This window comes from Mycobacterium sp. 1164966.3, assembly GCF_001665395.1.
GTDB lineage: Bacteria > Actinomycetota > Actinomycetes > Mycobacteriales > Mycobacteriaceae > Mycobacterium.
Genome location: NZ_LZSG01000032.1, coordinates 34,436 through 60,739, shown reverse-complemented (window position 1 = coordinate 60,739; position 26,304 = coordinate 34,436). Strand labels below are relative to the sequence as shown.

26 protein-coding genes are annotated in these 26,304 nt (G+C 67.1%); 17 read left to right on the top strand and 9 right to left on the bottom strand.

Features of this window, described 5'->3' with window-relative positions; translation table 11 throughout:
* Nucleotides 1-131 precede the first annotated feature (131 nt).
* Genes A9W99_RS10800 through A9W99_RS10785 form a run of 4 tightly spaced genes read left to right on the top strand, consistent with a single transcriptional unit; the run spans nt 132 to nt 2,959 of the window.
* Complete coding sequence (locus tag A9W99_RS10800) at nt 132-641, top strand: protein disulfide oxidoreductase (RefSeq protein ID WP_067376787.1); 510 nt, start codon at nt 132-134, stop codon at nt 639-641.
* A gap of 15 nt (nt 642-656) precedes the next feature.
* Nucleotides 657-1,547 carry a cytochrome c biogenesis CcdA family protein gene (locus A9W99_RS10795; protein WP_067376784.1) on the top strand — a complete coding sequence of 297 codons (891 nt, stop codon included), beginning with the start codon at nt 657-659 and terminating at the stop codon, nt 1,545-1,547.
* 60 nt (nt 1,548-1,607) lie between these two features.
* Entirely contained in the window at nt 1,608-2,114 is a 507-nt protein-coding gene (locus A9W99_RS10790; protein WP_067376781.1) for a histidine kinase, read from the top strand.
* 26 nt (nt 2,115-2,140) lie between these two features.
* Nucleotides 2,141-2,959: a DUF4097 family beta strand repeat-containing protein gene (locus A9W99_RS10785; RefSeq protein WP_082929942.1), complete on the top strand. Its 819-nt coding sequence runs from the start codon at nt 2,141-2,143 to the stop codon at nt 2,957-2,959.
* Here A9W99_RS10785 and A9W99_RS10780 read toward each other — a convergent pair.
* The 3 genes from A9W99_RS10780 to A9W99_RS10770 all read right to left on the bottom strand — a co-directional run bounded on the left by A9W99_RS10780 (nt 2,952) and on the right by A9W99_RS10770 (nt 5,753).
* On the bottom strand, nt 2,952-3,209 hold the full coding sequence (locus A9W99_RS10780; protein ID WP_067376774.1) for a DUF2631 domain-containing protein: 258 nt from the start codon (nt 3,207-3,209) through the stop codon (nt 2,952-2,954). The two genes, A9W99_RS10785 and A9W99_RS10780, sit on opposite strands and share 8 nt — an antisense overlap.
* A gap of 91 nt (nt 3,210-3,300) precedes the next feature.
* Nucleotides 3,301-3,906, bottom strand: coding sequence for a fasciclin domain-containing protein (locus tag A9W99_RS10775; RefSeq protein WP_067376771.1), 606 nt, complete (start codon nt 3,904-3,906; stop codon nt 3,301-3,303).
* Between the two features lie 95 nt (nt 3,907-4,001).
* A complete protein-coding gene (locus tag A9W99_RS10770) occupies nt 4,002-5,753 on the bottom strand; it encodes a cytochrome c biogenesis protein DipZ (protein ID WP_067376768.1) in 1,752 nt (583 codons plus the stop codon).
* A gap of 170 nt (nt 5,754-5,923) precedes the next feature.
* Here A9W99_RS10770 and dxr point away from each other — a divergent pair, with 170 nt between their 5' ends.
* The 13 genes from dxr (at nt 5,924) to A9W99_RS10705 (ending at nt 20,586) form a co-directional block, all read left to right on the top strand.
* Nucleotides 5,924-7,129 carry a 1-deoxy-D-xylulose-5-phosphate reductoisomerase gene (gene dxr / locus A9W99_RS10765; RefSeq protein WP_067376765.1) on the top strand — a complete coding sequence of 402 codons (1,206 nt, stop codon included), beginning with the start codon at nt 5,924-5,926 and terminating at the stop codon, nt 7,127-7,129.
* Between the two features lie 8 nt (nt 7,130-7,137).
* Nucleotides 7,138-8,358, top strand: a complete 1,221-nt coding sequence (locus tag A9W99_RS10760) for an RIP metalloprotease (protein WP_067376762.1) — start codon at nt 7,138-7,140, stop codon at nt 8,356-8,358.
* A 9-nt stretch (nt 8,359-8,367) separates the two neighbouring features.
* On the top strand, nt 8,368-9,522 hold the full coding sequence (gene ispG, locus A9W99_RS10755) for a flavodoxin-dependent (E)-4-hydroxy-3-methylbut-2-enyl-diphosphate synthase (protein ID WP_067376760.1): 1,155 nt from the start codon (nt 8,368-8,370) through the stop codon (nt 9,520-9,522).
* Between the two features lie 64 nt (nt 9,523-9,586).
* The gene (locus tag A9W99_RS10750) at nt 9,587-10,441 is read left to right on the top strand and encodes a GNAT family N-acetyltransferase (RefSeq protein WP_067376757.1); all 855 of its coding nucleotides are present in this window, start codon (nt 9,587-9,589) and stop codon (nt 10,439-10,441) included.
* 299 nt (nt 10,442-10,740) lie between these two features.
* Entirely contained in the window at nt 10,741-12,564 is a 1,824-nt protein-coding gene (locus A9W99_RS10745; RefSeq protein ID WP_067376754.1) for a penicillin-binding transpeptidase domain-containing protein, read from the top strand.
* Nucleotides 12,565-12,637: 73 nt separating this feature from the next.
* Nucleotides 12,638-13,225, top strand: coding sequence for a DUF1707 domain-containing protein (locus A9W99_RS10740; RefSeq protein WP_371514947.1), 588 nt, complete (start codon nt 12,638-12,640; stop codon nt 13,223-13,225).
* A gap of 10 nt (nt 13,226-13,235) precedes the next feature.
* A complete protein-coding gene (gene map, locus A9W99_RS10735) occupies nt 13,236-14,093 on the top strand; it encodes a type I methionyl aminopeptidase (RefSeq protein WP_067376747.1) in 858 nt (285 codons plus the stop codon).
* 69 nt (nt 14,094-14,162) lie between these two features.
* Entirely contained in the window at nt 14,163-15,683 is a 1,521-nt protein-coding gene (locus A9W99_RS10730) for a cobyric acid synthase (RefSeq protein ID WP_067376744.1), read from the top strand.
* 69 nt (nt 15,684-15,752) lie between these two features.
* The gene (locus tag A9W99_RS10725; protein WP_067376742.1) at nt 15,753-16,316 is read left to right on the top strand and encodes an alpha/beta hydrolase; all 564 of its coding nucleotides are present in this window, start codon (nt 15,753-15,755) and stop codon (nt 16,314-16,316) included.
* 23 nt (nt 16,317-16,339) lie between these two features.
* Complete coding sequence (locus A9W99_RS10720) at nt 16,340-17,719, top strand: glutamine synthetase family protein (RefSeq protein WP_067376739.1); 1,380 nt, start codon at nt 16,340-16,342, stop codon at nt 17,717-17,719.
* Nucleotides 17,700-18,443 carry a gamma-glutamyl-gamma-aminobutyrate hydrolase family protein gene (locus tag A9W99_RS10715; protein ID WP_067376736.1) on the top strand — a complete coding sequence of 248 codons (744 nt, stop codon included), beginning with the start codon at nt 17,700-17,702 and terminating at the stop codon, nt 18,441-18,443. Before A9W99_RS10720 ends, A9W99_RS10715 begins: the two co-directional genes overlap by 20 nt.
* Complete coding sequence (locus tag A9W99_RS10710) at nt 18,440-19,822, top strand: aldehyde dehydrogenase (protein ID WP_067376734.1); 1,383 nt, start codon at nt 18,440-18,442, stop codon at nt 19,820-19,822. The genes A9W99_RS10715 and A9W99_RS10710 overlap by 4 nt, the downstream gene beginning before the upstream one ends.
* Entirely contained in the window at nt 19,813-20,586 is a 774-nt protein-coding gene (locus A9W99_RS10705) for a 3-oxoacyl-ACP reductase (protein WP_067376731.1), read from the top strand. Before A9W99_RS10710 ends, A9W99_RS10705 begins: the two co-directional genes overlap by 10 nt.
* Before the next feature lie 13 nt (nt 20,587-20,599).
* Here A9W99_RS10705 and A9W99_RS10700 read toward each other — a convergent pair whose 3' ends face one another.
* The 6 genes from A9W99_RS10700 to A9W99_RS10675 all read right to left on the bottom strand — a co-directional run bounded on the left by A9W99_RS10700 (nt 20,600) and on the right by A9W99_RS10675 (nt 26,303).
* The gene (locus A9W99_RS10700; protein WP_067376728.1) at nt 20,600-21,841 is read right to left on the bottom strand and encodes a PPE family protein; all 1,242 of its coding nucleotides are present in this window, start codon (nt 21,839-21,841) and stop codon (nt 20,600-20,602) included.
* Nucleotides 21,842-21,857: 16 nt separating this feature from the next.
* On the bottom strand, nt 21,858-22,157 hold the full coding sequence (locus A9W99_RS10695; RefSeq protein WP_067376725.1) for a PE family protein: 300 nt from the start codon (nt 22,155-22,157) through the stop codon (nt 21,858-21,860).
* A 530-nt stretch (nt 22,158-22,687) separates the two neighbouring features.
* Entirely contained in the window at nt 22,688-23,632 is a 945-nt protein-coding gene (locus tag A9W99_RS26815) for a PPE family protein (protein ID WP_067376723.1), read from the bottom strand.
* Between the two features lie 260 nt (nt 23,633-23,892).
* Nucleotides 23,893-24,252: a hypothetical protein gene (locus tag A9W99_RS10685; protein WP_067376719.1), complete on the bottom strand. Its 360-nt coding sequence runs from the start codon at nt 24,250-24,252 to the stop codon at nt 23,893-23,895.
* A gap of 156 nt (nt 24,253-24,408) precedes the next feature.
* Complete coding sequence (locus tag A9W99_RS10680) at nt 24,409-25,533, bottom strand: alkaline phosphatase family protein (protein WP_067376716.1); 1,125 nt, start codon at nt 25,531-25,533, stop codon at nt 24,409-24,411.
* Between the two features lie 20 nt (nt 25,534-25,553).
* A complete protein-coding gene (locus tag A9W99_RS10675) occupies nt 25,554-26,303 on the bottom strand; it encodes a DUF6390 family protein (protein WP_067376712.1) in 750 nt (249 codons plus the stop codon).
* Nucleotide 26,304 lies beyond the last annotated feature (1 nt).

Genomic DNA, 26,304 nt, shown 5'->3' with positions numbered 1-26,304 from the left:
GGCTGCGCTGAGGGCGCTTAAAGCCGCCTCAACCACGCCGTCACCGCAGTCTCGATGCCGCCGACCGGCAATGAACCAAACTGGCGGCTGGCACGTCATCCAAGACATCCGACCAGCAAATGAGGTATGTCATGATTCTTCGCTTGATGTCCCCGCTCAGGTTGTTTGCCGCGGCCGCCTTTGCGGTCGCGTTGTTTTTTGCGTTGGTAAGCGCTCCGCGGGCGGCAGCCGCGGATGACCGTCTGCAGTTCACCGGAAGCACCCTCAGCGGTGCGCCGTTCAGCGGCGCGACTCTGCAGGGCAAGCCTGCGGTGCTGTGGTTCTGGACGCCGTGGTGCCCGTTCTGCAACGCCGAAGCTCCCAGCGTCAGCCAGGTATCCGCAGCCAACCCGGGAGTAGCCTTCGTCGGTATCGCGGCTCACTCGGAAGTTGGTGCGATGCAAGACTTTGTCTCCAAGTATCACCTGGACTTCACCAATCTCAACGACGCCGACGGTTCGATCTGGGCCCGGTACAACGTGCCGTGGCAGCCGGCATACGTGTTCTACCGGGCGGATGGCAGTTCGACGTTCGTCAACAACCCGACGTCGGCGATGTCGCAACAGGAGTTGTCCGGCCGGGTTGCGGCCCTGACGTCCTGACTTGCTGAACGTCCAGTGAACCACGGCCTGATCGGTCTGGCCTTCGCCGCCGGGCTGGTGGCAGCGCTGAACCCCTGTGGGTTTGCCATGCTGCCCGCGTACCTACTTCTGGTGGTACGCGGGCAGCAGTCCGGCGAACAATCACCGGCGAATCGAACCGGTCCGGCCCTGCTGCGGGCATCGGCGCCGTTGGGGCGGGCGCTGGCGGCCACCGCCGGAATGGCGCTCGGCTTTTTGACGGTGTTCGGATTGTTCGGAGCGCTGACCATATCGGCAGCCGCGACGGTACAGCGTTACCTCCCTTACGCCACGGTGGTAGTCGGTGCGGTGCTCCTGGGCCTCGGGGTGTGGTTGCTGGTGGGCCGAAGGCTGGCGGTGTTGCGACCGCTCGGTGCGCGGTGGGCCCCTACGGCCCGGTTGGGCTCCATGTACGGGTACGGCGTCAGCTACGCGATCGCGTCGCTCTCGTGCACCATCGGGCCGTTTCTCGCGGTAACGGGGGCCGGGTTGCGGGGCGGTTCGGTCCTCGGAACAGTGGCCATCTACGTGGCGTATGTGGCCGGGCTGACCTTGGTCGTCGGCGTCCTTGCGGTGGCTGCCGCTACGGCGAGCTCGGCGCTGGCCGACCGCCTGCGGCGAATCCTGCCCCTCGTCACCCGGGTTGGCGGCGCGCTGTTGGCGATCGTCGGACTGTATGTGGCCTACTACGGCCTTTACGAGGTCCGCCTGTTCAGTGCGCACGCGCACCCCCAGGACAGGGTGATCACCGCCGCCGGACGCCTGCAAGGTGCGCTGGCCGGCTGGGTGCACCAGCACGGCGGATGGCCGTGGGTGGTCGCTTTGCTCGTACTGGTCGGCTGCGTCGTCGCGGGCGCCTGGTACCGCCGCGTGCGCCGCAAAGCCTGACGCCACCATCGCACCAGAATGACACTTGCTATGACGTCAGGATAGTGTCATCATGACACCATGGATCTGCAACCCTATGTCGACGCTGTCCGTCACGAGCTGAGCGTGGCCGCGGCGGCCGGCGGTCCCGCTGCCCAGGAACTGGCCGACCGGCTGAGTGCCCCGCTGGATTCGGCCGTCCGGCTGGCACTGCTGGAAGTGCTGTCGGCCGCCGCCGAAGAGATCACCGGTGAGCTGGCGCCGGGCTCCGTAGAGGTCCGGCTGCGCGGGCGTGACCCCGAGTTCATCGTCAGCGCCCCCGTCGACGAGGGGCCCGGGGACACCGACAACGCCAACCATCTGTTCGGCGCCCAATACGACGACGACGGCGGAACCTGGCGCGTCACTCTGCGGCTTCCCGAAGGGCTGCGCACAGTGGTCGAGGGCGCCGCTCGACGCGAGGGCGCATCGATAAACGCCTGGCTGGTCCGCGCCGCTGCCCTGGCCAGCCAGGGAGCCGCTCACCCGGGCAGTCAGCACGGCCCAGGCCGTAGCGGCGGACGCCGCGTCACCGGCTGGGTGCGCTGACAACTTCAACAAACAGGAGACTGAAAATGCCGACTTTCCAGACCCCCACGGCGATCGACGCGTGGATCGAAGCCGCCGGTGGTTCGGTGCGCATCGCCGCGACCGATCGCGGCGATACCGTCGTCGCGGTGCGCCCCTGCGACGAATCACGTGGTTCCGACGTCTGGACGGCCGAACACACCCGCGTGGACTTCCGCGACGGGAAGCTCTCGGTCACCGCTCCCAAACGCGGCTTGCCGCGCTTTCTCGGCGGAGACACCGATATCGAGATCGGATTGCCGGCCGGATCGCGTCTGCACGTATCGGTGGCATCGGCCAGCTTGCGCGCCGAAGGCGAATACGCCGACGTTCGGTTCTCGGGCGCCAGCGGTGAGGTGGAAATCGACAGTGTGGCCGGAAAGCTGAAGGCCACCAGTGCATCTGGATCGGTCAGCGTGCGGGCCGTGCACGGCAACGCGTCCATCGCGACGGCCTCGGGCAGTGTGGCGATCGGCGACCTCGACGGCAATCTGAGGTTCAAGGCTGCCAGCGGTTCGCTGACGGTGGACCGGCTGCGCGGCAGTGTGAAGTCACGCTCCGCGTCCGGCTCGGTGGACGTCGTCGCCGCGGTGGCCGGCACGGTTTCGGCTCACAGCAGCAGCGGCGACGTGGAGGTCGGGGTCGCCGAGGGCACCGCGGCCCGGCTGGACATCACCACCGGATCCGGACACGTGACCAGCCAGCTGCAGCCGGCGGACGGCCCTCAGCAAGGTGACGAAACCCTGCTCGTGCAGGTGCGCAGCGGGTCCGGCGACATCAGGATCCACCGCGCCGCCGAGCCGGCGCACGAAACCGCGACTATCTGATCCAGCCGCGCCGTCGACCCCAGAGGTCACGAATCACTACGACGAGTGTCAGTGCTGCGAACGCGTACACGAACCAGTCCTCGACGTGCCCGACGTGGTTGCGGAACAGCACCATCGCGATCAGAAACCCGACGATGACCAGCGCGGTGATGTGCCAAGTGCGGTAATTGATTCGGCTCCATCCCCACGCTGCGGACGGCACCTCGGCGACGTCGACGCCGTCGTAGTGCTCGACTTCGGTACTGGCCACGACGATTCCTCCGGTCGGATTCCTGATAGGAGATTTCACGACATTCTGGCACATCGTGCGCCCGCAGCTGTGGGGACTTTGCCACGGGTGACTACATGGGGGGCATCAGGACGGTGTCGATCATGTACACCACCGCGTTCGCGGTTTGCACACCACCGCAGACCACCGATGCGTTGTTCACCTTCAAGTTGTTACCCGAACCGGTGACCGTCAGCGACGCGCCCTGCAGCGTGTTGTGGGTGCCGCCGACCTGGGCCGGGCTCAGCTGACCTTGCACCACGTGGTAGGTCAGGATCTTGTTCAGCAGTGGCGCATCGGTTTTCAGCCTATCGACGGTGGCCGCATCGAGCTTGCTGAACGCCTGATCCGTCGGAGCGAATACCGTGTACTGCCCGCTGTTGAGGGTGTCCACGAGGTTCACCTGCGGGTTGAGCTTGCCCGACAGCGCCGAGGTCAGCGTGGTCAGCATCGGATTGTTCGACGCCGCCACCGCCACCGGGTCGTTCGCCATCCCGGCCACCGATCCAGGACCCGTCGGCACCTGCTGCGCGTAGGCCGTGCAGCCCGGGCCGACGAGATTGGTCGACGGGCTGGCCACCGCCGTCGGGCTGGCGACCAGCGCGAGACCTACCGCTGCGGCTGCCGCGAAACCGGTTGCCGCACATGACTTCTTGAGTTTCCTGCTGTGGGTCTTCATTTGCGTTGCTCCTGAAGTAGGAATTGACTGACATGAACGATTCGGAGCCACATGCTCTTTGGATGGGTCTTGAATTGACCACCGCGATTTGTGGATCAGCCGTAGGTGAACGAATACACCTGCAGCCCCCGACTGGGGCGCACCTCGAGCGTCCCGAGCGACACCTGGTCCCGGGCGACGATCTGGCGCGATGTCGGGGGTCCGCCGACCGGTAGGGTCACCGACTTTCCGTCCCGCGTCACCGTCACGGTTCCGGTGCCGCCGACGACGATGTAGACGTTCTTGGCGCGATAGTCGAGCCTGATGCCGGAGCCGTCGCCGTCGGCCGTCGCGCCCTGGTAGTCCAGTTTCCACGGGCCGCTCAGCGCGAACGAGTCGATCGGCTGGGTCGGTGGGTAGCTGAACATCGCCGAGCCACTGTCATACACCCCGCCGCCGGCGAAGTTGATCGCCTTGCCTACCCCCAGATACGTCTCGGGCGTCAACCCTCGGGTGGGCGTGTTGTCCGGTGCCCCCACCGGCGGGGGCAGCTTGGCCGCGGGGTTCGCGTCGAGCAGCAACTGCCTGATCAGTCTCTCGGCGCCGTCGTAGTCGCCCTCACCGAACTTGATGTGCCGCACCGTTCCGTTGGCGTCGATCAGATATTCGGCCGGCCAGTACCGGTTGCGATAGTTCGTCCACGTCGAGTAGTTATTGTCAAGCGCGACAGGGTATTTGATGCCCAGGTCGGCCGTCCCGGCCGCTACATTGCCGGTCACCTTTTCGAACGCGTACTCCGGTGTGTGCACGCCGATAACCTCGAAGCCGGCAGCCTTGTAGGCCTGATACCAGCCGACGATGTGCGGGATGGCGCGTTGGCAATTGATGCAGGAATACGCCCAGAAGTCGATCAGCACCACCCGTCCGCGCAGCGAGTGCAGGTCGACCGGTTGGTTGCCGGGAGTGTTCAGCCAGGCGGCGATGCCCTTGATATCTGGTGCGGGGCCGCACATTTCGAGTCGGGCCGCTCCCTCGGTGCAATTCGACAGTTGCGCGTTCTGGTCGTTGACGATGCCACCGAGATTGAGCTTCTCCCGTAGCTGGTTCGAGCCGCCGACCTGTTGCTGCAACGCGCTGGTGTAATCGGGGACGGCCCGCTGCAGCACAGCAGGCAGGTCCAACACCAGTGCCACCGCCAGCAGGATCGTCACCACCCCGGCCGCGATCCGGATCTCGCGCTGGCGGCGCCGAAATGCGCTCACCCGAGCTGCCACCTGCCGACCCGCAAGTGCGAACACCAACAACGGCAAGGCGGCACCGACCGCGAACGCAGCCGTGAGTACGACGGTATTGACACCGATCGTCGAGGTGGCCCCGGCGACCACGATGGCGGCAAGCACCGGGCCCGCGCAGGGCACGTAGAGCACACCCAATGCCAGGCCCAGACCGAACCCGTTGCCGCGGGTGCGGATCTGTCTTTGCGGGATGCGGGAAAAGGGCCGCTCCAGCAACTGCTCGAAGCGGGGAAAGATCAGCCCGGCGCCGATCGCCACCAGCGCGACCAGCGCCACCCAGCGGATCGCGTCCTGCCGGATGTGCAGCAGCGACAACAACGCCGTGCCCGCCAAGGTGACCAGGCTGAAGCTGAGCACCAGCCCGCCGATCACCCGGTACGGGCGCTGCGCCTCCGAACGGGGAGCTTTCGGTTTGCTCGCGACCGCAACAGCGTCCGGGGCCTCTGACGCGGTCGGCTCAGCGGCGACCGTGCGCGCTCCCGAGAAGAAGATCACCGGCAGCACGGGCAGGATGCAGGGGGATATGCCGGTGATCAGGCCCCCGACCAGGCCTATGAGTGCAAGGGTCAACATACCGGCTATTCGCAGCCGCCGAAGTCACGGATGGGGCCCCTGGATTGCGGGGGCGCGCGCTCCCCGATCGACGACGCCGAGCGGCACAATGGGCAGATGACAAACGGGAGGCAGATGACAAACGGGAGGCAGATGACAAACGGGAGGCAGATGACAGACGAGGGGATGCGGTGACAAACGCCGACGGCCGCCTGCGCGTGCTGGTGCTGGGCAGCACCGGCTCCATCGGCACCCAGGCTCTCGAGGTCATCGCCGCCAATCCCGACCGCTTCGAGGTGGTCGGGTTGGCCGCCGGTGGCGCGCAGCTGGAGACGCTGTTGCAGCAGCGCGCCGAGACCGGCGTGACCAATATCGCCATCGCCGACGAGCAGGCCGCCCGGTTGGCCGGCGACGTCCCGTTCTGCGGACCCAATGCGGCGACCCGGCTGGTGGAAGAAACCGAAGCCGACGTCGTCCTCAATGCGCTGGTCGGTGCCCTGGGGCTGCGCCCGACGCTGGCCGCCCTGCAGTCCGGCGCCCGGCTGGCCCTGGCGAACAAGGAATCGCTGATCGCCGGGGGTCCGCTGGTGCTGGCCGCGGCGCAGCCCGGCCAGATCGTGCCCGTCGACTCCGAGCACTCGGCGCTGGCCCAGTGCTTGCGCGGCGGCACGCCGGGCGAAGTCGCGAAGCTGGTGCTGACCGCGTCGGGCGGGCCGTTCCGCGGCTGGTCGGCCGCCCAGCTGGACAGCGCCACCCCCGAGCAGGCCGGTGCTCATCCGACCTGGTCGATGGGGCCGATGAACACGCTGAACTCGGCATCGCTGGTCAACAAGGGGCTCGAGCTCATCGAAACCCACCTGCTGTTCGGCATCGCCTACGACCGCATCGAGGTCGTGGTGCACCCGCAGTCGATCGTCCATTCCATGGTCACGTTCATCGACGGCTCGACGATCGCCCAGGCCAGCCCGCCCGATATGAAGCTGCCCATCTCGCTGGCGCTGGGCTGGCCCCGGCGGGTAAGCGGAGCCGCTGCAGCCTGTGATTTCACTACCGCCTCCAGCTGGGAATTCGAGCCGCTGGACACCGAGGTGTTTCCCGCGGTGGACCTGGCCCGGCACGCCGGCCAGCTGGGCGGCTGCATGACAGCCGTCTACAACGCGGTCAACGAAGAGGCAGCGGCCGCCTTCCTCGAAGGCCGGATCAGCTTCCCCGCGATCGTCCGCACCATCGCCGACGTCTTGCACGTCGCCGACCGATGGGCCGCCGAACCCGCTACCGTGGATGACGTACTCGATGCCCAGCGCTGGGCCCGGGAGCGAGCCCGGCGCGCGATCGCCACGGCAAGCCCGGCCCCGGCTGCTGGAACGGCCTCCAGCATGGTCTTAGAAAGGTCCTGACAGCGCAGATGATGTTCGTTACCGGCGTCGCCCTGTTCGCGCTCGCCATCCTGATTTCCGTGGCGCTGCACGAATGCGGCCACATGTGGGTGGCGCGGGCGACCGGAATGAAGGTGCGGCGCTACTTCGTCGGCTTCGGCCCGACGCTGTGGTCGACACGCCGGCCCAACAAACTCGGATCGACCGAATACGGCGTCAAGGCGATTCCGTTGGGCGGATTCTGCGACATCGCGGGCATGACGTCGGTCGAGGAACTCACACCGGACGAAGCCCCGTACGCGATGTACAAGCAGAAGGTATGGAAGCGGGTCGCGGTGCTGTTCGCCGGGCCGGCCGCCAACGTCGTCATCGGGCTCGTGCTGATCTACGGCATCGCGATCGCATGGGGGCTGCCCAACCTGCACGCGGACACCCGCGCGGTCGTCGGCAAAATCTCTTGTGTCGCACCGCAAGAAGCGAAGGACAAGGAGCCCGCCTGCAATGCGGTGGCGCCCCGCCCGGCCGGAGAGGCCGGTATCCGGCCAGGCGATGTGATCGTCAAGGTCGGCGATCAGGATGTCAGCACTTTCGACCAGATGGCCGCCGAGATCCGCAAGCACTCGGGTCCCACGCAATTCGTGGTCGAGCGCGACGGCAAGCGGCAATCCGTGACGGTCGACGTCGTAGCTACCCAGCGTTACCTCGACAACACCGACAAGGCGTCGAGGGTCGGCGCCATCGGGGTGGGCCCGGCGCAGGTCGAGCCGACGCATTACAACGCGTTGACGGCCGTCCCTGCCACGTTCACGTTCACCGGCGACCTGGCCGTCGTCCTGGGCAAGTCGCTGGCGGCCATCCCGAGCAAGATCGGTCCGCTGGTCCAAGCCGTGGGCGGGGGGCAACGCGACAAGGACACCCCGATCAGCGTGGTCGGCGCGTCGCGGATCGGCGGCGAAACCGTCGACCACGGGCTGTGGGTGGTTTTCTGGTTCATCCTGGCGCAGCTGAATTTCGTGCTGGCGGTGGTGAACCTGGTTCCGCTGCTGCCGTTCGACGGCGGCCACATCGCCGTTGCCGTCTTCGAGAAGGTCCGCAACATGATCCGGTCGGTTCGGGGCATGGCCGCCGCGGCGCCGGTCAACTACGTCAAGCTGATGCCGGCCACCTACGTAGTGTTGGTGGTGGTCGTCGGCTTCGTGCTGTTGACCGTCACCGCCGACGTGGTCAACCCGATCAAATGGTTCCAATAGGAGATACTCATGACCGTCGGCTTGGGATTGCCGACACCCCCGGCTCCCGTGCTGGCCCCGCGTCGCAAGACGCGCCAGCTCATGGTCGGCGACGTTGGCATCGGCAGCGATCACCCGATATCGGTGCAGTCGATGTGCACCACCAAAACCCATGATGTCAACTCGACGCTGCAGCAGATCGCGGAATTGACCGCGGCGGGATGCGACATCGTCCGGGTGGCCTGCCCGCGCCAGGAGGACGCCGACGCGCTCGCCGAGATCGCCCGGCACAGCCAGATTCCCGTCATCGCCGACATCCACTTCCAGCCGAAGTACATCTTCGCCGCCATCGATGCCGGTTGTGCCGCGGTACGGGTAAACCCGGGCAACATCAAGGAATTCGACGGCCGGGTGGGGGAGGTCGCCAAGGCCGCCGGCGCGGCGGGCATCCCGATCCGCATCGGCGTCAACGCCGGCTCACTGGACAAGCGGTTCATGGAGAAGTACGGCAAGGCCACGCCGGAGGCGCTGGTCGAGTCCGCGCTGTGGGAGGCCTCGCTGTTCGAGGAGCACGGCTTCGGCAACATCAAGATCAGCGTCAAGCACAACGACCCGGTGGTGATGGTCTCGGCGTACGAGCAGCTGGCCGCACAGTGCGACTATCCGTTGCACCTCGGTGTCACCGAGGCCGGTCCCGCCTTCCAGGGCACCATCAAGTCCGCCGTGGCCTTCGGTGCGCTGCTGTCGCGCGGCATCGGCGACACCATCCGGGTGTCGCTGTCGGCTCCGCCTGTGGAAGAAGTCAAGGTCGGCAACCAGATCCTCGAGTCGCTGAACCTGCGCCCGCGTTCGCTCGAGATTGTGTCCTGCCCGTCCTGCGGTCGAGCCCAGGTCGACGTCTACACGCTGGCCAATGAGGTCAGCGCCGGCCTGGACGGCCTCGAGGTGCCGCTGCGGGTGGCCGTGATGGGCTGTGTCGTCAACGGTCCCGGCGAAGCCCGCGAGGCCGACTTGGGCGTGGCGTCGGGCAACGGCAAGGGCCAGATCTTCGTCAAGGGCGAGGTGATCAAGACTGTGCCGGAGGCGCAGATCGTCGAGACGCTGATCGAGGAGGCGATGCGACTCGCCGCCGATAACGGACCTGACACGACAGCGAGCGGTTCGCCTATTGTGACCGTAAGCTGATAGGGACCAGCGCCCTTGTGGCCTGGTTTGTTTTGCACAGTTCGCACCACTAGAGAGTCACGAGATGTCGGCTCCGCCCATCTTTCGCCTGGTCGGCGAGCGGCGGGTGTCCGTGGTGCGTGACGCCGCCGCCGTCTGGCGGGTTTTCGACGACGACCCGGTGGCAGCGTGCATGGTTGCGGCCCGGGTCGCCGACCACGGTGTGGACCCGAACTCGATCGGCGGCGAATTGTGGACCCGTCGCGGGGCGGACGAGTCGCTGTGCTTCGCCGGCGCCAACCTGATCCCCCTGCGCGGGGGCCCAGCCGATTTGAACGCCTTCGCCGAGGAGGCGATGAGTGGGGTGCGTCGCTGTTCGTCGCTGGTCGGCAGGGCCGAGCTGGTATTGCCGATGTGGGAGCGCCTGGAGCCGGGCTGGGGTCCCGCGCGCGACGTGCGCGACGACCAACCGCTGATGGCGCTGACCACCCACCCGAGCTGCGAGATCGATCCCGAGGTGCGTCAGGTTCGGCCGGACGAGCTGGACGCCTACCTGGTGGCGGCCGTCGACATGTTCATCGGCGAGGTCGGTGTGGACCCGCGCATCGGTGACGGCGGACGCGGCTACCGGCGGCGGGTGGCCAACCTCATCGCGGCCGGGCGGGCATGGGCCCGTTTCGAGCACGGCGAGGTCGTCTTCAAGGCCGAAGTGGGATCGCAGTCGCCGGCTGTGGGGCAGATCCAAGGGGTGTGGGTGCATCCGCAGTGGCGCGGCCTGGGCCTGGGCACCCGCGGCACCGCGATGCTGGCGGCCGTGATCGTCGCCGGCGGGCGCATCGCCAGCCTGTACGTGAACAACTTCAACACGGTGGCCCGTGCCGCATACACGCATGTGGGCTTCAAGGAAGTCGGCACTTTCGCCACTGTGCTGCTGGACTAGCTTGTCGCGCTGATGGCTTTGCGCGTGAGTTGACGCGTTGCATGTGAACTGACGGCGTTGGGTGTGCACTCACGGCTTTGCGCGTGAGGTGACGGCGGGAATCGGCGCGTATTTGGGCCCTGGCGTAACACCGAGCGCCCAGGATTCACACTCGCCGCCCAGGATTCACGCCCAAAGGCGGACAACGAAATGTTCGGGACGGACCCGCGACCCCGCAACGGCGCCACACCCGTGCGTAACGATCCGGTCTCGGTGTGCCTCCGGCTTGGCCGCACGCAAATTGCCTAACATCAGCCTCGATGGCAACTTTAAACTCATCAGTATCACGAGTCGCAGGTCTGCTTGCAGTGCTCGTTGTCGCCGCCGCGGCGCAGGGGTGCACGCCACGGCCGGAGGGCCCGGCTCCTGCTGCCGAGAAGTTCTTGCGCGCGTTGTCCGTCGGCGACACGGTCACCGCCGCGCAACTCAGCGACAACCCCAACGAGGCACGCGAGGCGCTCAACGCCGCGTGGGCCGGCCTGCAGACCAGCCACCTGGACGCGCAAATCCTCAGCTCGAAGTACGCCGAGGACACCGGCACGGTCAGCTATCGCTTCACCTGGCACCTGCCCAAGAACCGGACCTGGAGCTACGACGGCCAGCTCAAGATGGCTCGCGACGAGGGGCGCTGGCACGTTCGCTGGTCCCCCGCCAACCTGCACCCCAAGCTCGGCGAGCATCAGACCTTCGCGTTGCGAGCCGACAAGCCACGGCGCGCGTCGGTGAACGAACTCGGCGGCAGCGACGTGCTGGCGCCCGGTTACGTGTATCACTACACGCTGGACGCCACCCAGGCCGGACCCGCCCTGATGGGGACGGCGCACGCGGTGGTGGAGGCGCTGCATCCCTTTAACGACACGCTGAACGACCCACAGTTGCTCGCCGAACGAGCCAGCTCGGCGACCCAGCCGCTGGACCTGGGGGTCACGCTGCATCCCGACGACAACGACAAAGTCGCGCCGGCGATCGGCAGACTGCCCGGCGTCGTCATCGTTCCCCAAGCCGAGATGCTGTCGACCGATCCGCATTTCGCGCCCGCCGTGATCGCCGCGGTGAAGAAGTCGGTGGGCGACCACCTCGATGGCCAGGCCGGGTGGCGGGTGGTCAGCGTCAACCAGAACGGTGTCGACGTCGAAGTGCTGCACGAGGTGGAAGGATCGCCGGCGCCATCGGTCTCGATCACCCTGGACCGCATCGTGCAGAACGCCGCTCAGCACGCGGTGGACACCCGGGGCGGCAAAGCGATGATCGTGGCGATCAAACCGTCGACGGGGGAGATTCTCGCGATCGCCCAGAACGCGGGCGCGGATGCCGAGGGCCTGCTGGCCACCAACGGACTGTTCCCGCCCGGGTCGACATTCAAGATGATCACCGCCGGAGCCGCCGTCGAGCGCGACATGGCCACCCCCAACACGATGCTGGGCTGCCCGGGCCACATCGACATCGGCCACCGCACCATCCCCAACTACGGCGGCTTCGACCTGGGGGTGGTCCCGCTGTCGCGGGCGTTCGCCAGCTCGTGCAACACCACGTTCGCCGAGCTGAGCAGCAGGATGCCGCCCCGGGGTCTGTCGCAGGCCGCCAGAAGCTACGGGATCGGGCTCGACTACCAGGTCGACGGCATCACCACGGTGACCGGTTCGGTGCCGCCGACGGTTGATCTGGCCGAGCTCACCGAGGACGGCTTCGGTCAGGGCAAGGTGCTGGCCAGCCCATTCGGCATGGCTCTGGTGGCGGCCACGGTGGCGGCCGGCAGAACCCCGGTGCCGCAGTTGATCGCCGGCCACCCGACGGCGGTCGACGGGGACACCACACCGATCTCCCCGAAGATGATCGATGCCCTGCGGCCGATGATGCGGCTGGTGGTCACCAACGGGACCGCCAAGGACATCGCGAACTGCTGCGGCGAGGTGTTCGGCAAGACCGGTGAGGCTGAGTTTCCGGGCGGGTCGCATTCCTGGTTCGCCGGATACCGCGGCGATCTGGCATTCGCGGCGCTGATCGTCGGGGGTGGCAGCTCCGAATACGCGGTCCGGATGACCAAGGTGATGTTCGAGTCGCTGCCGCCGGGCTATCTAGCTTAAGCGGCGGCCGGCTTACCGACGCACCGGCCCCCAACAGCGGTAAGTTGCGAGGGTGGGTGATTCCGGTGGGGACATGGTTTCACTGCGGGTTTCCGACGCGGACCGCAACGGCACGATGCGCCGACTGCACAACGCCGTCGCCCTCGGGCTGATCGACATCGACGAGTTCGAACAGCGGTCATCACGCGTGTCCTATGCGCGTACCCGAAGCGAATTGGACGGGCTGGTCGACGACCTGCCCGGACCCGGCGCGATCGTCACATCCGCGGCTGACCGGGTGGAATTGCGCGGCTGGGTCGGGTCGCTGAAGCGGCACGGCGAATGGACCGTGCCCACCCGGCTGGCGCTGGTGCGCCGGGTCGGGTCGATCGAACTGGACCTCACCAAGGCCCGTTTCGCCGGACCGGTGGTGGTCATCGAACTCGACATGAAGTTCGGCTCGCTGGATCTTCGATTGCCCGACGGCGCCAGCGCTTCGATCGACAACGTAGAGGTTTATGTGGGCAGCGCCAGCGACCGCCGCAAAGAACCCCCGGCCGAAGGCAGGCCGCACGTCGTGCTGACCGGTCGCGTGACCTTCGGGTCGGTGATCATCCGGGGACCGCGCCGCACACTGCTGCGCCGGCAGTTGCCGGGCCTGCCCGGTTCACTTTCTGGCTAAGCTGAACGGCATGCCCGGCCGCACCGCCCTCTCTCCAGGCGAACTGTCCCCGACGCTGCCGGTGCCCAAGTCGATCGAGCGCCCGGAATACGTCGGCAAGCCCACGGCCCGGGAGGGCACCGAGCCGTGGGTGCAGGCCCCGGAGGTAATCGAGAAGATGCGCGTCGCCGGCCGGATCGCCGCCGGGGCGTTGCAGGAGGCCGGCAAAGCGGTCGCGCCCGGTGTGACGACCGACGAACTGGACCGCATCGCACACGAATACATGGTCGACCACGGCGCCTACCCATCAACGCTGGGCTACAAGGGATTTCCGAAGTCCTGCTGTACCTCTCTGAACGAGGTCATCTGCCACGGAATCCCCGACTCGACGGTGATCGTCGACGGCGACATCGTCAATATCGACGTCACCGCCTACATCGACGGCGTGCACGGCGACACCAACGCGACGTTCCTGGCCGGCGACGTCTCGGAAGAACACCGGTTGCTGGTCGAGCGGACCCGGGAGGCGACGATGCGCGCCATCAACGCCGTCAAACCCGGGCGCGCGTTGTCGGTGATCGGCCGCGTCATCGAATCATATGCAAATCGGTTCGGGTACAACGTGGTTCGCGACTTCACCGGCCACGGCATCGGCACCACGTTTCACAACGGGCTGGTCGTCTTGCATTACGACCAGCCTGCGGTGCAGACGATCATGCAGCCGGGAATGACGTTCACCATCGAGCCGATGATCAACCTGGGCGCCCTGGATTACGAGATCTGGCCCGACGGATGGACGGTGGTCACCAAGGACCGGAAGTGGACCGCGCAGTTCGAGCACACCCTGTTGGTCACCGACACCGGCGCCGAGATCCTCACGTGCCTCTAGCGCGAGCAGACGCAAAAGCCCCATTTCCGGCCGAAAATCGGGGCTTCTGCGTCTGCTCGCCATAAGAACTTGACTGGCGCGTTGCTGGTCGCGGGCACCAGCTCGGACGCCGGGAAATCCGTCGTCGTCGCGGGCCTGTGCCGGCTGCTGGCCCGCCGCGGGACTCGGGTCGCGCCTTTCAAGGCGCAGAACATGTCCAACAATTCCGCGGTCACCGTCGAAGGCGGCGAGATCGGGCGGGCCCAGGCGATCCAGGCCCGGGCGGCGGGCCTGGAACCCAGCGTGCGCTTCAACCCGATCCTGCTCAAACCGGGCGGTGACCGGACCTCGCAGCTGGTCGTTCGTGGACAAGTCGTCGACACCGTCACTGCGGCAAGCTATTTCACGCACCGCGACCGGCTCGCCGACCTCGTCGTCAGCGAGCTGTCCGACCTGCGCCGTGACTTCGATGCGGTCATCTGCGAGGGTGCCGGATCGCCGGCTGAGATCAACCTGCGGGCCACCGACGTGGCAAACATGGGACTGGCCAGAGCCGCGAACCTGCCGGTGGTCCTCGTCGGCGACATCGACCGTGGCGGCCTGCTCGCCCACCTCTTCGGTACGGTCGCGGTCCTTGACCCCGAGGATCAAGCGCACATCTCCGGCTTCATCGTCAACAAGTTCCGCGGCGACCCCGCGCTTTTGGAACCCGGGCTACGGCAGCTGTCGAGCATGACCGGCCGCCCCACCTACGGAGTGCTGCCCTACGCGGATCAGCTGTGGCTCGATGCCGAGGATTCGCTGTCGGTGGTTGCGCACCGGGTTGTCGGCACCCCGTCGCCGCCGGTGGGCGAGCAGTGGCTGCGGGTGGCCGCGGTTCGGTTGCCCCGCATTTCCAACTCCACCGACGTCGAGGCGCTGGCCTGCGAGCCCGGTGTGCTGGTCCGCTGGGCCACCGAGCCCGCCGATTTGGCCGACGCCGACCTGATCGTGCTTCCGGGCAGCAAGGCCACTGTCGCCGACCTGGGCTGGCTGCGCGATCGGGGCCTGGCCGGTGGGATCGCCGATCACGCTCGGTCCGGCAAACCCGTGCTGGGTATCTGCGGCGGCTTCCAGATGCTGTGCGGGCGCATCGAGGATTGCGTGGAGTCCGGAACGGGGCAGGTCGAGGGCCTGGGATTGTTGGATGCCGACATCGTCTTCGCGCCCGACAAGGTGCTGCGCCGCTGGAACTCGCCGTTGCGTGGCTACGAGATTCATCACGGGCGCCTGGCCCGGTGCGCCGAGACGGCCTGGTTCGACGTCGACGGCCAAGCGCCGGAGCCGCCGGGCGTCATGCGCGACGCGGTGTTCGGCACCCACTGGCACGGCCTGCTCGACAACGACGAATTCCGTCGTTGCTGGCTCACCCGGGTCGCAGAGGCCGCGAGACGCGGGGGCTTCGCCGTGGCCGCCGACGTGAACGTCGCTGCGCGCCGCGACTCCCAACTGGAGCTGATGGCCGACCTGTTGGCATCTCATCTCGACGTCGACGCTGTCCTCGGCCTGCTCGACGGCCCACCGCCGCACCGGCCGCACATCGTCAGCGAGCTGCGCCACACCGCACCGTAAAGTGTTGCGCGACAAGGATTCCACTGAAAAGCGTCGCGCTGGCGACCCGATTCGCTGTAACGTTCGACAATGCCCTCGATGATGACCACGCTCGACGGCTTTCCTGTCCAAGTGGCCGTAGCCGGTCCTGAGAAGGGTGTCGTCGTCGTGATCCTGGGCGCCGAACAACGCGCGCCCGCCGCCTACGACGCGGTCTGCGACCGGCTGCACACGGCGTCACTACGCACGGTTGTCATCGGCCCCGAGCCCCGGCTGACCGCCAAGTCGGTGATCGGCATCCTCGACGTCCTGCGGATCGGGTGGGCGGTGGTGGTCGGCGACCGCACCGGTGGTGAGCTCGCCTGGGAGCTGGCGGCCACCCGGCTGGGCCGGTTCGTCGCGCTGGTGGCCATTGACCGCGGACATCCGCGGGTCGCCGGCCCCGATGGGGTGGTGCAGGACGCCGACTGCCCTCCGGTGGAGATCAGCACCACCGTCCTGGTCAGTTCGTCGGCCGCCCGGGCGGTGGCCCGCGACAGCCAGCAATTCGTCTATGCCGACTACCGCATCGTGGACCTCCTCGGGCGGCGCAGCGCCCAGGAGTCGACGGCCCAGCTGGCCGCCGAGATCGTCTTGCGCACCAGCACCTGGTAGCGCACTTTCGAGGAGGAAGTGTTGTGACCGCTCCGGGTACGGCCTTGTTGTCGTGGGCCGACCTGGAACGACTGGTCGGTGCCGGCGACGTCGACACCGTCATCGTGGCGTTCACCGACATGCAGGGACGGCTCGCCGGCAAGCGGGTGTCGGCCCGGCTCTTCATCGACGAAATGGCCGAACACGGTGCCGAGTGCTGCAGCTACCTGCTGGCCGTCGACGTCGACATGACCACCGTGTCCGGGTATGCGATGTCGAGCTGGGACACCGGCTACGGCGACATGGTGATGACACCGGATCTCACCACGTTCCGCCTCATTCCCTGGTTGCCCGGGACGGCGTTGGTGATCGCGGATCTGGGCTGGGCCGACGGCAGCGCGGTGACTGTCTCGCCCCGCGCGGTCCTGCGCCGCCAGCTGGACCGACTCGAGGAGCGGGGACTGGCCGCCGACGTCGCCACCGAGCTGGAGTTCATCGTGTTCGACCAGTCCTACCGCGACGCGTGGGCCGGCGGCTACCGCGACCTGACTCCGGCCAGCGACTACAACATCGACTACGCGATCTTGGCGTCGTCGCGGATGGAGCCGTTGTTGCGCGACATTCGACTGGGAATGCAGGGGGCGGGCCTGCAATTCGAGGCCGTCAAGGGTGAGTGCAACAAAGGCCAGCAGGAGATCGGGTTCCGGTACGACGACGCGCTGGTCACCTGCGACAACCACGCCATCTACAAGAACGGCGCCAAGGAGATTGCCGACCAGCACGGCAAGAGCCTGACGTTCATGGCGAAATACGATGAGCGCGAAGGCAATAGCTGCCACATCCATCTCTCGCTACGCGGCCGTGACGGCTCCGAAAACGCGCCGCTCGCCGACAGCAGCGGACAGTACGGCATGTCGCCGTTGTTTCGCCGTTTCCTCGCCGGCCAGTTGGCTACGCTGCGCGAGCTCACCTTGTTCTTCGCGCCGAACATCAACTCCTACAAGCGCTTTGCCGACGGAAGCTTCGCGCCTACGGCGGTGGCGTGGGGACTGGACAACCGCACCTGCGCGTTGCGAGTGGTCGGCCGGGGACCCAACATCCGTGTCGAATGCCGGGTTCCCGGAGGCGACGTCAACCAGTACCTCGCGGTGGCGGCGCTGATCGCGGGCGGCCTGTACGGTATCGAGCAGGACCTCGAACCGCCGGAGCCGTATTTCGGCAACGCGTACCAAGCCGTCGACACCGAGCGGCTGCCCGCCACGCTGGCCGAGGCCGCGGCGCTGTTCGAAGCTTCGGAGCTGGCCCGGGAGGCTTTTGGCGACGACGTCGTCGCGCACTACCTGAACAACGCTCGCGTCGAGCTGACGGCTTACAACTCGGCGGTCACCGACTGGGAGAGGATGCGTGGCTTTGAACGCCTGTAGGCCTGTCGTCGGGTTGACGACTTACCTGGATCGGGCACAGACCGGAGTGTGGGACGTCACGGCGGGTCTCTTGCCGGCCAGCTACTTCGACGGCGTCACCATGGCCGGCGGAATCGCGGTGCTGTTGCCGCCGCAACCGGTCGATCCCGACGCCGCGGGGCGAGTGCTCGACGGCCTGGATGGTCTGGTGATCACCGGCGGTAAAGACGTCGACCCGGCCGCCTACGGCCAGCAAGCCCATCCGGAAACCGACCCGCCCGGTGTTGTCCGCGACGCCTGGGAGTTCGCGCTGCTGGCGGGCGCGCTGCAACGCAATCTGCCGGTGCTGGGTATCTGCCGCGGCGCCCAGGTGCTCAATGTCGCGTTCGGCGGGACGCTGCATCAGCACCTGCCCGACGTGCTGGGCCACCACGGCCACCGGGCCGGCAACGCGATGTTCACCGCGCTGCCGGTGCGGACCGTGGCGGGCACCCGGTTGGCCGGGCTGATCGGGGAGTCCACCGAAGTCCGCTGCTATCACCACCAGGCGGTCGCCGAAGTCGGCGCGGGCCTGGTGGTCAGCGCGTGGGACGCCGATGGCGTCGTCGAGGCGCTCGAGCTGCCTGGCGAGAACTTCGTCCTTGCGGTGCAGTGGCATCCGGAAGAGTCGCTGGACGATCTGCGTTTGTTCAGCGCGATCGTCGATGCCGCGCGGGCCTATCGCATGAGCTCGGTACAGCAGTGAGCAGCGCCGCGCAACTGATCAATCCCGCCACCGAGGAAGTGCTGCGATCGGTCGAGCACACCGATGCCGCCGCGGTCGACGACGCCGTCGCGCGGGCCCGAGCGGCGCAGCGTCGCTGGGCGCGGTTGTCGCCGGCGCAGCGGGCGGCGAGCCTGCGCGCTTTCGCGGCCGTCATCGACGCGCATGGCGACGACCTGGCCGCGCTGGAAGTGGCCAACTCCGGACATCCGATTGCGTCGGCCGAATGGGAGGCCGGCCACGTGCGTGACGTGCTGGCATTCTATGCGGGCAGCCCGGAACGCCTGTCCGGCAAGCAAATTCCCGTCGACGGGGGACTCGACGTCACCTTCAACGAACCGCTGGGCGTAGTCGGGGTGATCACGCCGTGGAACTTTCCGATGATGATCGCGTCCTGGGGCATCGCGCCGGCCCTGGCCGCCGGCAATGCCGTACTGGTCAAACCCGCCGAGTGGACCCCGCTGAGCACCATGCGGCTCGGTGAGCTGGCGCTCGAGGCCGGGCTGGACGCGGACCTGCTGCAGATATTGCCGGGGAAGGGCACGGTGGTTGGCGAGCGCTTCGTCACCCACCCCGACGTGCGCAAGATCGTGTTCACCGGGTCCACCGAAGTCGGCAAGAAGGTGATGGCCGGGGCTGCCGCACAAGTGAAGCGGTTGACGCTGGAACTGGGCGGCAAGAGCGCCAACATCGTCTTCGACGATTGCGACCTGGAGCGCGCGGCCGCCAGCGCGCCGGCCGGGGTCTTCGACAACGCCGGACAGGACTGCTGCGCCCGCAGCCGAATTCTGGTGCAGCGCAGCGTCTATGACCGGTTCATGGAGCTGCTCGAGCCGGCGGTGCGAAGCGTCGCCGTCGGGGACCCCCGGTCCCGTGACACCGACATGGGTCCGCTGGTTTCCGCCGCGCACCGGGACAAGGTCGCCTCCTACGTTCCAGACGACGCGCCGGTCGCGTTTCGCGGCACCTCGCCGTCAGGACGCGGGTTCTGGTTTCCGCCAACGGTTTTGACCCCTGAGCGCAACGACCGCAGCGTCACCGAGGAGATCTTCGGCCCGGTTGTCACCGTGCTGCCGTTCGAGGACGAGGCGGACGCGATCGCGCTGGCCAACGACACCGCCTACGGGCTGTCCGGATCGATCTGGACCGACGACCTGTCTCGCGCCCTGCGGGTGTCACGCGCCGTCGAATCGGGGAATCTATCCGTCAACTCGCACTCGTCGGTGCGTTACCACACGCCATTCGGCGGCTTCAAGCAGTCGGGACTGGGCCGTGAGCTCGGGCCGGACGCGCCATTGCAATTCACCGAAACCAAGAACGTGTTCATCGCGATCCCGGAAGGCGATCAGCAATGGACCTGACGCAGCGCCTGGCCGGGCGGGTGGCGGTCATCACCGGCGGCGGCAGCGGAATCGGGCTGGCCGCCGGGCGCCGGATGCACGCTGAAGGCGCGACGATCGTGGTCGGAGACATCGACGCCGACGCCGGTGCGGCCGCGGCCGATGAGCTTTCCGGTTTGTTTGTGGCAGTGGATGTTTCGAACGAGGGCGCGGTCAACGCACTGTTCGACACCGCGGCGCAGCGCTGCGGATCCGTCGACATCGCATTCAACAACGCCGGCATCTCGCCGCCCGAGGACGATCTGATCGAAAACACCGGATTGCCCGCGTGGCAGCGGGTGCAAGACGTCAACCTCAAGTCGGTGTACCTGTGTTGCCGGGCAGCGCTGCGGCACATGGTGCCGGTTGGGAAAGGCTCGATCGTCAACACGGCGTCGTTCGTCGCGGTGCTGGGCTCGGCGACCTCCCAGATTTCGTATACCGCCTCCAAAGGCGGGGTGGTGGCTATGTCCCGGGAGCTAGGGGTGCAGTACGCGCGACAGGGCATCCGAGTCAACGCACTGTGTCCCGGGCCGGTCAACACCCCGCTGCTGCAGGAGCTCTTCGCCAAGGATCCGGAGCGGGCCGCCCGCCGGCTGGTGCATGTGCCGCTCGGCCGCTTCGCCGACCCCGATGAGATCGCTGCCGCGGTCGCGTTCTTGGCCAGCGACGACGCGTCGTTCATCACCGCCTCGACGTTCCTGGTCGACGGCGGTATCAGCTCGGCGTACGTGACGCCGCTGTAGATCCGAGCGCTGGTTATCCCGCCGCCGGTGGGCGAGACACGAAGGTCGGGCGGAACCCGTAGCGGGGAGTCTGACTTGTGCCGCCTCCACCGGGGCCAACCAGTGGCATCCCGCCGAGCATGGTTGACGGGCCCGGCTCGACGGCCGGTGTGCCGAACCCCGCGCCGGGTAAAGGCGAAGCAACAGCCGGGGCCGGTTCAGGCCAGCTCGGCGGGATGGACAACGGCCCGATCGCACCCGCGCTACCCACCTCGGCAGACACCGCGCCGCCCATCCCGCCCAGCCCAGTCGCTTCCCCCGCGGCTCCGGCGGCTCCGGCTGCTTCTCCCGCCGCTCCGGCTGCTTCCCCGGCAGCTTCCCCGGCCTCCCCGGCGGCCGTGCCGGAGTTCTGCAGGCCGATGAAATCGCTCATCGTCCCCAAGAAGTTGCCCGGCATGTAGAAACCGGACGAGAATATCGAGTTCACAAGATTGCTGTTGAGAAAAGTGCCCAACGGGTCTCCATCGGCGCCGGACAAGAAATTGAGTATTCCCGCCGGGCTGGAGAAGTTGACCCCGCCCAGTCCGAGCCAATCCAGCAGCCCCGTGGATGACGCCACACCTGATCCTGGAGAAGCGAGACCCTGCAGTGTCGTCGGTAACGCCGACATCAGCTGTGACAGCGTTGCCTGGGCGCCCGCACCGGTTTCCGAGCTGGCTTTCGTAGCCATGGCGAGCGCCGAAGCTGTGCCATTGGTGGTGGGCGGCGCTTCGGCGAACGGTGTCAATGTCGATGCGACCGCGGAGGATTCGGCGTAACCGTACATAGCGGCCGCATCCTGCGCCCACATTTCGGCATAGTGTGCCTCAGTGGCGGCGATCGCCGGGTTGTTCTGCCCGAGCACGTTGGTGGCGACAAGCATTGCCAGCAGCGCGCGATTGGCCGTGATCACCGGTGGGGGGACCGTCATGGCGAATGCAGCCTCGTAGGCTCCGACGGCAGCTTTGGCTTGGTCCGCCGTCTGGTTGGCGTACGCCGCTGTGGTTCCCAGCCACGCGACGTAGGGAGCAGCGGCGGACACCATCGCCGCCGATGCCGGGCCGCGCCAGGCCCCACCACCCAGGTTGACGACGGTGGATCCGAAATCCTCTGCAGCCGAGGCTAACTCGGCAGACAAGCTGTCCCACGCCAGTGCGGCGGACAGCATAGGGCCGGCACCCGGCCCGGCATACATGCGGCCGGAATTGACTTCTGGTGGAAACGCTGCAAAGTCCATTGCTCTAGTCCTTTCGTCAACTCGCGGCGGCTGCGTTGGTGGCTTCAGTGGTCGCGTAAGAGCCGCCGCTGGCGGCCAGCATCGTCACGAACGCTTCGTGGATGGCGGCAGCATGGGCGCTAACTGCTTGATACATTTGCGCGTGCACCACGAATTGCGCTGCGGTTAAAGCCGATACCTCATCCGCGGCGGCGGGCACCACCGCCGTGGTCAGGGGCAGCGCAGCAGCATTGTGAGCACTCACGGCTGCGCCGATTGCCTGCAAGTCGGCTGCGGCTGCGGACAGCATCTCCGGTACGATCTGGACGTAGGACATGGACGGACTCCCTAAAGTATTTGGCCCGACCCCATGGGGGCGCCCGCGTTTGGGCGCACGACGACAACGCCGGTCGGTTGTACACCGCCGCGCGTGAAACATGATGTAGCGCAATGGGTTCAATCCAGAACGCCACAAGCTGAGATTGGCACGGTGGTGATCGCGGCTTATGGCACACCCAAGCCGCCTGGTACAGCCGTTTCAGCCGAGGTATTCGGCCCGCACCATCCACTGCGTCTCGATCTGCGCGTAGCGCCAGATTGCATGCGTGAGCAGCTGTCGGTCGTTCGTCACGGCTTTCCGCAGCCCGAAGTATGACAACGGCTGCCGGCTAGTTAAAGGACCAGCCATGTGGCGTCCCCTCAGTGTCGGAAGCGAATCCCGCATTAAGAAAGTAACTATGCGCCCCACGCAGATGCAATCGATTTGCAAAAAGAATTCAAATGATTTGCTGCGACTGCTCAGACCCGCCGCATCATGGGGCCGTCGTCCAACCCTGAATCACGCTGGAACAAGTCGCGAACCGCATGCTAGCGGGCCAGCGGCCACAACGGCGGCTCGCTGTATTCGACGTCGACGATCTCTTCACAGACCCAGCCGGTGCGTTGCCGCGGCGGCGCTACAGGCGCTACCGCCGTGACCTTCGCCCAGCCCCGCGGTACCGACAGACTCCCCACCGCCGTGCCGCGACCGAAGCCCGCTTCGACTGTGCCGCCGAGAACGGTGCGATCGGCGCCCGCAGCAGTGGCCGCCTTGGCCACTCTGGCAAAGCCCAGCCGCAGCTTGCGCAGTTTCGCCAGTGCCGGCAGGACCGACCCAGCGGCCGCCGCCGTGACGGGCGAGGTGGAGAGCGCCCGCAACGCCCGGGGGACCGCTGGTATCAGCTGGTTGCCGCTGGCCATGATCTCCTCCGCATCCAGCAAGGCCGAGGTCGCGTACCCCAGCCCGACCGGATCGGCGGTCATCGGCGGCGAGGCGAACGGCGTCACTTCGGTGGCGCCGGCCGAGGTGCCGGCATAGGCATACATGGCGTCGGCATCCTGGGCCCACATCTGTTCGTATTCGGCGTCGGCGTCCGCTACGGCCGCGCTGATCTGGCCCAGGGGATTCGTAGACGCCAGCTCCGCCCGCAGCGCGCGGTTGGCGTCGATCAACGGCGGGGGGACCATCGCCGCATATGCGGTCTCGTAGGCCCTGGCAGCCTCTTTAGCCTGGTTGGCGGCGTGCTGGGCTTGTGCTGCGGCGGCGTTGAGCCATGCGATCTGTGGCGCGACCGCCGAGGCCATCGCTGTTGCACCGGGGCCCTGCCAGCCGCCGGACAGCTGTGCGGTGATCGACTGGTAGGCGGTCGCCTGGTCGTAAAGGGTGGCTGCGAGGCGGTCCCAGGCAGTCGCGGCGTCCAGCATCGGCCCTGAGCCTGGGCCATCGTATATGCGCCTGGAGTTGACCTCCGGCGGCAAAGCCCCGAAACTCATAGCTGACCGTCCTGACTTCAGAGTCCGGCAAGGAGCCGTTCACCTGCTGTACACCTTTTGTTCACAGTGATTTTAATGTACAGGAGTGACGGCCGTTCACCGCCTGGAAACTTCCTTTGAAATCGCTTAGAGATCTAGTCGTTGCTGTCGGTGCGATGTCCGACCTCGGCAAACGTCCCGGCAAGCGGATTCCGGCCGCGCCGAAGCTCACCGGCGTGTCACGAGTGCAGACCATGACACGGTCGGGAAAATCTGACCGATCAGCGCCGCGCGGTGCAGAGTTGGGTCAAAATGTGTTGCCCGCCAAGGGCTGCGGTCACACGCGCACCAGAGCGCACATCGCCCGACTGAAATCCGAAGGCAGGCAAGTCGATCGGCCGCAGCCACCAGGCTGATTGGGCGGCGACGTGCGCCCGCAGCGGCTGGCGATTGCGTTTCGTCGCAGCACTTTTGAACGTAGCGTGATTGACCGGCGTGGTGCCGGAAAGAAATTCGCGATCGGATTGCGCCGAACCGGAAACCAGAGCCGTCGGTGACTGCGGTGTCGCCGCCGCTATCAGGTTCGCGCGCAACGGATTACCTTCGAGGACGGCAACCAGCAGACACAGCGTGACAAGCATCGCGACGGTTGCTTGCCAAGGTTTGGGCGCGCTCGGGACATCCACAGTGGCTCGACTGTATAACAACAGGACCGCTTTGCAGCCGGTCAGAAGGTTTGAAATCGATATGAGGTGCCGCGGGGGGTTTCATCAATTGTGCTGCGCGGCTTGAAATGGTCAGCCCGCATTGAAAACGATCAGCGGGATCGCCATCTCGGCTGCCGTGGCACCGCCGTGAAAACCGATGAGCCGAGCCGTTTCCGGCGGTTCATGACCTGTCGCCAGCACCGCCGTGTTGCCGGTGCAGACGACGACTACATCGCCGATCCGGGGCAGGAATCGCGGGTCCACCGGCCCGAACATTCCGGTGGCCGCGGCTTCGTCGCGGCTGTATACCTCGGCGCGGCCGTCAAGCAACTCGCGCCAAGTGGCCCGCACATCGGTTGCGGCACCCGGCTCGGTGTGCAGGTAGCGCACCCGTGGCTCGCCGGCAACTACTCGGACTCCGGCAGCCAGCTGTGGGTCGCGGTCGATGTCGACGCGGGCCTCCGGCGGGACATTCAGGCCGCCGTGGTCGGCGGTCACTAGCAGCGCCGCATCCGGCGGCAGGGTCTCGACGAGCCGGGTCAACAGCGCATCGACCTGCGTGGCGGCTTCGCGCCACTGCGGCGAGCCGATACCGAACAGATGGGCCGCGGTGTCCAGCGCGGCGGTGTAGGCGTAGACCAGTCCTGGTGCCGCGTGCAGCTCGTCCGTCACATGCTGGGCGTAGTCCTCGTCCGCGCGTGTCGGACGAAACTGCGCGCCGCGATATGCCGCATCGGTCAGTCCGCTGCCGATGAACCATTCGGGCAGCACGGCACGCGCGCTGACGCCCGCCCATCCCAGCCGCTCGAACCAGCTGGGCAGCGGCTGCCATTGCCGGTGCGGCGGATCGTCGCGCCACGTGATGTGGCTGAGCACACGGTCGGTGCCCGGGACGTTGAGCGTGAACCCCAGGATGCCGTGCTCGCCCGGCTGCGCGCCGGTGCCCAGCGATACCAGACTGCTCGGTGTCGTCGACGGAAAGGTGCAGGCAAGCTCCTGCAGCCGCCCGGCGCCGCCGGCCAGGACGGAGGCGAGCAGCGGCGCGTCGCCGGCCAGCTCCGGCAGCAGATGCCAACCCATCCCGTCGACGAGCACGACCGCCACCCGGTCGACCTGGTCGAGGTCGGCGAGAATGCCCGGCGGCTCGTGGGCCGCACCGGGGACGCCGAGCATCGCCGCCGCGGCCGGCAGCACGTCGCGGATTGAGCCGGGCATCCGGTCAGTCTGGCACGCGATCAGACGTGGGCCAGCCGCTGGCTGGTCACCCGTAATTGCCGATCCGTGCTTTCCGCAAGCGCCTCCAGCTGCCGCGGCTGCAGCCGGCCGCACAGCCGCCCCCAGTGCACCGCGACATCGTCGCCGACCGCGACATCGGGCACCGCGCTGTAGCCGTCGGCCCACACCTCGAGCCGGCGCCGCGCCGGTTCGGACAGCTGGAGAGCCACACCGTCCCAGATCAGCTTCCGGCACAACACCACGACTTGGTCAGCATCGCGGGAAACGACTGTCCCCCAAGTGATCCGGCAATTATCCAGTACCGTCAGGGGGTGTTCGTCCATACCGCGTCCCAAAAAGCGCGTCCAGGGATACACCCCGAACACGTGAAAGCAGTGGTTTGGCGCCGCCTCGGCGGCCAGATCCGGTGTCAGATGCGACCAGTAGCGACCCGCCTGCGGGCCGATAATGGCCAGCAACTCGTCGAAGAACTCGTCGGGATCGAGACCGGCGCCGACGCCACCGCCGAGCCAGTACGACTCGACGAGCCGGTAATCCAGCGGGTCGGCAATGCCGGTCAGGCTGGACAGCACCCGCAGGTACGGCCAGGCGCCGGAAAACTTCGCCGCCGCATGGCGCACGTCCTCGACCGAGCCGTCACGCAGCGTCGCGCCGAGTGGAGGCCCGCAGAAGCCAAGTGCGTTGGGAGCATAGGCGTAACGGGCGAACATCTCGGCGCCGCTGGTAAACCGGGGGCCAGGGCCGTCCATG